This window comes from Niastella sp. sgz303648 (assembly GCF_059587045.1).
Genome location: NZ_JCAPSW010000015.1, coordinates 199,931 through 205,930, shown reverse-complemented (window position 1 = coordinate 205,930; position 6,000 = coordinate 199,931). Strand labels below are relative to the sequence as shown.

Here is a 6,000-nt window from a genome sequence, read left to right as displayed (position 1 = left end):
TTACGCCAACAGCCGGACAGTGCGCTACCACCACAACATTAACGATCACCGTTAATCCAAATGTAACCCCTACGTTCACGGCTGTGGCGCCAATATGTTCCGGCACTACGCTGCCCCCTTTGCCCACAACATCAAATGAGGGCATCACGGGTACATGGGCACCGGCATTGAACAATACGGCCACTACTACTTATACGTTTACGCCAACAGCCGGTTTGTGCGCAACCACAACAACATTAACGATTACAGTAAACCAGAAAGTAACGCCTACGTTCACGGCTGTTGCACCAATATGTCCAGGAGCGGCTCTGCAGGCGTTGCCGTTATCATCTACCAATGCTGTACCCGTTACGGGCACCTGGTCACCGGCATTGAATAATACAGCTACCACTACTTATACATTTACCCCAGATACAGGACAGTGTGCCATAGCATCGACATTAACCATCCAGGTTTATCCTAAGGCGGCTGTTACCAGTATAATGAGGGATACCACTATTTATGACGGTGTTGTTTTGGCATCCTATGATTTTTCGGTGAACGATCCGGCAGGCAGCATAAAATGGAATAATTCAAACACGTCAATAGGCCTGGCAGCTTCAGGCTCCGGTCCGATCCCTTCTTTTCGGGCAACCAATAAGGCCGATACGGCTTTTAACGCAATCATTACTACGGTCCCTTTCACCAATGGTTGTGCCGGCGTATCTCAATCATTTAAGATAAAAGTGCTGCCCTTGTCCAAAGACGTTTTTGTACCCAATGCATTTTCTCCTGATGGCGATGGAAGGAATGATCAGCTTTTTATTTACGGAAATTATATCGCTTCTGTTGAGATGCAGATTTTCAATCAATGGGGTCAACGCATTGCAACGCTTACCAGTACGAGTCAGGGGTGGGATGGTAAATACAAGGGGACCGCTCAGCCTGTCGGTGTTTATTTGTATGTGCTGCATGCAGTATTGAAAGATGGGAGAACGGTTAATATGAAAGGTCCTGTTACACTTATTCGATAAAAAACAATATCCTGAATATGAAGAACAAACACATCAATCGATACGGTCGGTTGGCGGTCTGTTTGTTAATGATAACTGCTAAAGCAGTTGCCCAAACAGATCCGCATTTTACGCAGAATTATACATATCCCCTGTATATAAATCCTGCGCTGGCAGGCAGCGCCGACGGCGAGTACAGGGCCTCTGCTATTTTTCGCAGCCAGTGGGGCAGTCTTAGCAGTTTGTATCGTACCGTTGGGGTTTCATTTGATACGCGTACCAATAAAAATGCAGGGCTGGGCATAAATCTTTTAAACCAGTCTGCCGCTAATGGCGGGTTTGATTATCTTACTTTATCCGGTTCTTATGCTTACACCGGTGTTAAATTCGGAAAGGATTTTAACCAACGTATTGTTATGGCCATGCAGGGTGGTATTATAAGTCGCCGGGTCAATCCCTCAAAATTCACATGGGGCGAACAATGGAACCCTATCACCGGCTACCAGGAGAGTAACCCCACAACACAAACATTTTCCCGAACGTCTTCCATTGTTCCCGATATAGGGGCCGGTATACTGTATTTTGATGCGACGCCCCAAAAGAAATATAATTTATTCGGTGGCTTTTCAGTATATCATTTAAACAGACCTAAAGACCCTATCGTCACCAACCACAATACAAACCTCAACAGGATACCTGTCCGTTACTCCGTGCATGGCGGGATAAGCTTTAATTTATCATCGAATGCTAAGGTAATTCCGCATGTGATGTATATGCGCCAGGGTACTGCCTATGAAGCAATGGTTGGTTTTTATGCGCAACTAAGTGTAGATGAAGAGACCAATTTTATGCTGGGCGGATATTACCGCGTTCATGATGCGATCGCCCCTTATGCCGGTATCGAACATAAGAGTTTTGTAATCGGGTTAAGCTACGATGCGAATGCTTCGGGACTAAGACCTATGACGAAAAACGTAAACAGTTTTGAACTCACCGTTTCTTATATAAAACGGTCGGGCACAAAGAGTATTGTTGATTTTGTTCGTTGTGCAAGACTTTAAAAGATGGTTTGAAAAGGTTTTTTGACATTAAACATTTGAGTATTTAAATATGAACACATTTTTACAATTTAAGTTGAGGCCTTTGGCCGGCAAATTATTAGGCTTACTGATGGCAGGCATATGTTGGCTACCGTTACAAAGCCAACAGGTTGTACATGGTAAAAGCCCGCTACAATTAGCCGATCAGTATTTTGAAGCCGGTGAATATTATACAGCTGGTTATTTGTATGAGCAGTATCTGAAAACATCGGGCAGAAATATAAACGCACCTGCATTTACAACGTATGCGAAAACCGGCACTGCGGCCGCAGGCAGTCAAAACAGGTCACGCGCGAGCATTCTTTATAAACAGGCAGAAAGCTACCGGCTTGCCCATTATTTCATAAATGCCGACTCGGCATACAAAAAATGTACTGATAATATCGATGCCTTTTACTGGAGCGCCGTATGTGAACGTAGCCTGGAAAATTATGATGCGGCGGAAGAAAATCTACGCAAATACTTAATCGCTGATGGAAAAAACAGCCAGTTTAAAGACGAGGCTGAAAAAGAATTGCAAACCCTGCAATATATACGCACTCAATTGGCGGCAACTGGCGCCGGCCAGGTGAACAGCTCGAAACTCAAAACACCCGGCAGCTTTGAAAAAGGCGCTTTTGCAGTAAGGGCGGTAGGCGGCAACAAGTACCTGGTAAGCAGTACAAAAACCGATACTGCCAAAGTGAAAGGGGTAAATCCGCATACAAGCCATTTGTTTTATGGTACTTTGAAAAACGATAGTCTCGATCAGCTAACCCCTGTTGTTTTACCAGTTGCCGGAATTTCAGATAACCAGGGGGTAGCAAGCTTTACCGCAGACGGCAATCGTATTTATTTTACCCAATGGAAAAAAGAAAAAGGCCGCATAGTTTCTAATATTTATTACATCATAAACCGTAGCGACAGTGGATGGACAAAGCCGGTTTTATTGCCGGAGGTTAATATCGACGGGTTTAGCAGTAAGCAGCCATTTTGCTCAGCGGATGGAATATATTTATATTTTTCTTCTGACCGCCCGGGCGGATCAGGTGGATTCGATATCTGGTATGCGCCTATATATGAAGATGGTCATGCCGGTACTCCTATTAATGCGGGGCCCGGAATAAATACAGCCGGTGATGAGCAGGCTCCGTTTTATCATACCAGCAGCGGTACGATGGTGTTTGCTACAAACGGACGACCGGGCATGGGCGGGTATGATCTTTTTTCTGTAAAGGGCAGTGATAAGGCATGGGGAGCGCCCCGCAATATGGGTTATCCGGTTAATTCATCGAGAGATGATATTTACTTTTTTGCTCCTGAAGATACAGCACTATTGGCAACCGCCATTGTTGGTTCCGACAGGGGCACCGGCTGCTGCCTTGAAAATTATCTCATTAAAAGATCATCCCGAAACAAACGGTTAACCGGGCTGGTACGTGATCATAAGGACAATAGCCCCATTGCCGATGCTGCCATTGTTTTAACAGACCCATCTGGCAAAACGTGGGCAACAAAAACGGATGATAAAGGCAGCTATTCGTTTGATACCATCCATAATGATTATTCGAATTACCGGATCACTATTACCAAACAATATTATAATGATACCACTGATGTAGTGAAAATTAATGATACCGCTGAAGCGAACCTGTTCACCGATCAGTTAGTCAATACAGATATGTACATTGATAAAAAATTCATTTTAAAGGTAGAGAATGTAGTTACTGTATATTTCGATTTTGACAGGAGCAAACTGAAAACAGAAGCTGTGAACAAGCTCGATTCGGTTTTCCAGGTGCTGATGCAGTTTCCTTCCTATTCGCTTCAGATCTTAGCCTATACAGATGGCAAGGGCACTGAAGAATACAATAAAAAGCTTTCTGACCGGCGTGCAAGGTCATGCGCCCGATATTTCATTCACAAAGGTATAAACGCCAGCCGCATTACTTTTGAATCATTAGGAGCCTGTTGTCCGCTTGAATTGGAATTGATCAATGGCCGCGATAATCCTGATGGCCGCAGTCGTAACAGAAGGGCATTGATCAATATATCGAAGGGATAAAGAACAGTACTTACTGTGTAATAAAGAAAACCGCCCGCCTAAACTTTAGGAAAGACGGGCGGTTTTTTGTTTCTTTCAGTTGTGGTAACTGGTAGGTCACTCCAAAACCCGCTCTGAAAGCGGGTTTTGGAAGTAAAATTCAATTTTGTGACCCCGTCGATACAATTTTCGAACCGGTTTGTGGGGGATTTGAAAATGTTGGCAGGGATCACCAGGGAAGTAGGATAAGCCTGCCTGTACTCGTTCTGTTTTCCATATCATGATGAGCACTGGCTGCATCAGCGAGCTGATAAAAAGCTGCTGCTACGTTAAGCTGTTTAGATTTAATCCATTGAAAAATTTCTTTAGTCCATTTCGCTTTTAGTTCTGCAGGAGCCGCATTTAACCTTGCACCTGTTATTTTTCTAACGGCCGGCATAACAATGCTTTGTAGATCAATTGAAGAAGGCTGCCCGGAGCTGTTGCCATATACGACCAGCGTGCCGCCGGGTGCTAATAATTCCACCAATGCCGAACCGATCACTCCACCCACAGAATCCAGGATCAGATCGAATCCATTATTATTCGTTATTTCTTTTAATTGATGGAACCAATTATCTACCAGATAACTAATAGCATGGGTTGCGCCAAGTGACTGTATATACGGCGTCTTCTGCATATTTCCTAAAAGGCCTGCAATCATAGGTATATTTTTAATACGGGCTATGCAGATGGCCGAGGAACCTACTCCACCCGCAGCAGCGGTAACGAGCACCGACTTGTAACCTGACGCCTGGTGTAGAAGGTTCTGTGCAGTTAAATGTTGAATGAGCATGCCTTTGCCTATTGGCAGATCATCGGGCAAAACAGTAAGCTGCCCGGCTGGAATCGCCGCAAATTGCGCATATCCCGCTTGTGTATATCCTGTGACTTTCTGGCCAGGTTGAAATTGTGTAACATCTTTGCCCACCTTTGTAATAATGCCTTCTATTTCACCGGGCATAATTGCCGGTAACGATTGAAATGAAGGGTGTTTTCCTTTCCTGATTAATGTATCTACATAATTCAGCCCTATTGCATCTATTTTTACCAAAACTTCTCCTGTACGGATGCCGGGTTCTGGTAATTCTTTCAGTTCGAAAACTTCCGGTGAGCCCGTAGCGGCTAACTGAATTGCTTGCATAATTTAATATTATATTTTTCGCAAGTTGGCAACTGTTGCAGACATTATCACTATGCGTTACCTTTAGGAAAGTAAAATCATAATATGCCTGGAAATTTTTGCGATGAAACCAGTTGGAAAGAGAGGGCTCTGGCCTTACAGGATTCTGTTCAATTGTTTCGTGGAAAATGGAAATTTTGCATTCTTAAGAATCTGGCTCCCGGCTCCATGCGCTTTACAGATCTACAGCAAAAGATAAAAATCAGTCCTAAAGTGCTCACCAGGGAACTGCAGGATCTGGAACTAAATATGCTGATTACCCGCACAGTAAAACAAACAAAACCGGTTACCGTGGAATACTCCATTACCGAATATGCGAGGGAAACCTGGCAGGTAATGCAGGCATTGATTGTGTTTGGTGAGAAACACCGAAAAAAGATCAGGGATCGGCTGAAAATGTAATAATCGTGCTTCCATTCCTGTTCGCATAAATATCGCCTACAAGTTTTCCATTTAATTTTGCAGAGCCGTTACCGGCCAATTTGGAACGTCTTTGGAAATATCCTTTCTATCACACTCAGTTCCGTTCACTCAATGATCATTAAATTCATGAATGTATTTGTAACCGTTATCTTTTCACTATTGTTTTCTGCTGCATGAACGTTTGCTCAGCAGGGTGGCAGGCCGTTCGCTTTACCGCCCGGAGCTTTGGCCCAGGTTGAA

At 44.0% G+C, this 6,000-nt stretch carries 5 protein-coding genes; 4 read left to right on the top strand and 1 reads right to left on the bottom strand.

The genetic code is table 11. The features are described from left to right. From AC59IL_RS31325 to AC59IL_RS31315, 3 genes are all read left to right on the top strand, one after another. A partial coding sequence (locus AC59IL_RS31325; protein ID WP_496556194.1) for a T9SS type B sorting domain-containing protein occupies nucleotides 1–1,013 on the top strand: 1,013 nt, incomplete at its 5' end. Between the two features lie 17 nt (nucleotides 1,014–1,030). Beyond that, on the top strand, nucleotides 1,031–2,053 hold the full coding sequence (locus tag AC59IL_RS31320) for a PorP/SprF family type IX secretion system membrane protein (RefSeq protein ID WP_496556193.1): 1,023 nt from the start codon (nucleotides 1,031–1,033) through the stop codon (nucleotides 2,051–2,053). 49 nt (nucleotides 2,054–2,102) lie between these two features. Then, a complete protein-coding gene (locus tag AC59IL_RS31315) occupies nucleotides 2,103–4,136 on the top strand; it encodes an OmpA family protein (protein ID WP_496556192.1) in 2,034 nt (677 codons plus the stop codon). Nucleotides 4,137–4,344: 208 nt separating this feature from the next. Here the strand turns inward: AC59IL_RS31315 and AC59IL_RS31310 are convergent, their stop codons facing one another. Further along, nucleotides 4,345–5,298, bottom strand: coding sequence for a quinone oxidoreductase family protein (locus AC59IL_RS31310; protein WP_496556191.1), 954 nt, complete (start codon nucleotides 5,296–5,298; stop codon nucleotides 4,345–4,347). An 84-nt stretch (nucleotides 5,299–5,382) separates the two neighbouring features. Here AC59IL_RS31310 and AC59IL_RS31305 point away from each other — a divergent pair, with 84 nt between their 5' ends. Beyond that, nucleotides 5,383–5,739 (top strand): winged helix-turn-helix transcriptional regulator, encoded by a 357-nt coding sequence (locus AC59IL_RS31305; RefSeq protein WP_496556190.1) that lies wholly within the window; start codon nucleotides 5,383–5,385, stop codon nucleotides 5,737–5,739. Nucleotides 5,740–6,000: the final 261 nt, after the last annotated feature.

Coding starts and splice junctions, on each gene's coding strand:
- AC59IL_RS31320 (WP_496556193.1), top strand. CDS start 1,031: ATGAAGAACAAACACATCAATCGATACGGTCGGTTGGCGGTCTGTTTG.
- AC59IL_RS31315 (WP_496556192.1), top strand. CDS start 2,103: ATGAACACATTTTTACAATTTAAGTTGAGGCCTTTGGCCGGCAAATTA.
- AC59IL_RS31310 (WP_496556191.1), bottom strand. CDS start 5,298: ATGCAAGCAATTCAGTTAGCCGCTACGGGCTCACCGGAAGTTTTCGAA.
- AC59IL_RS31305 (WP_496556190.1), top strand. CDS start 5,383: ATGCCTGGAAATTTTTGCGATGAAACCAGTTGGAAAGAGAGGGCTCTG.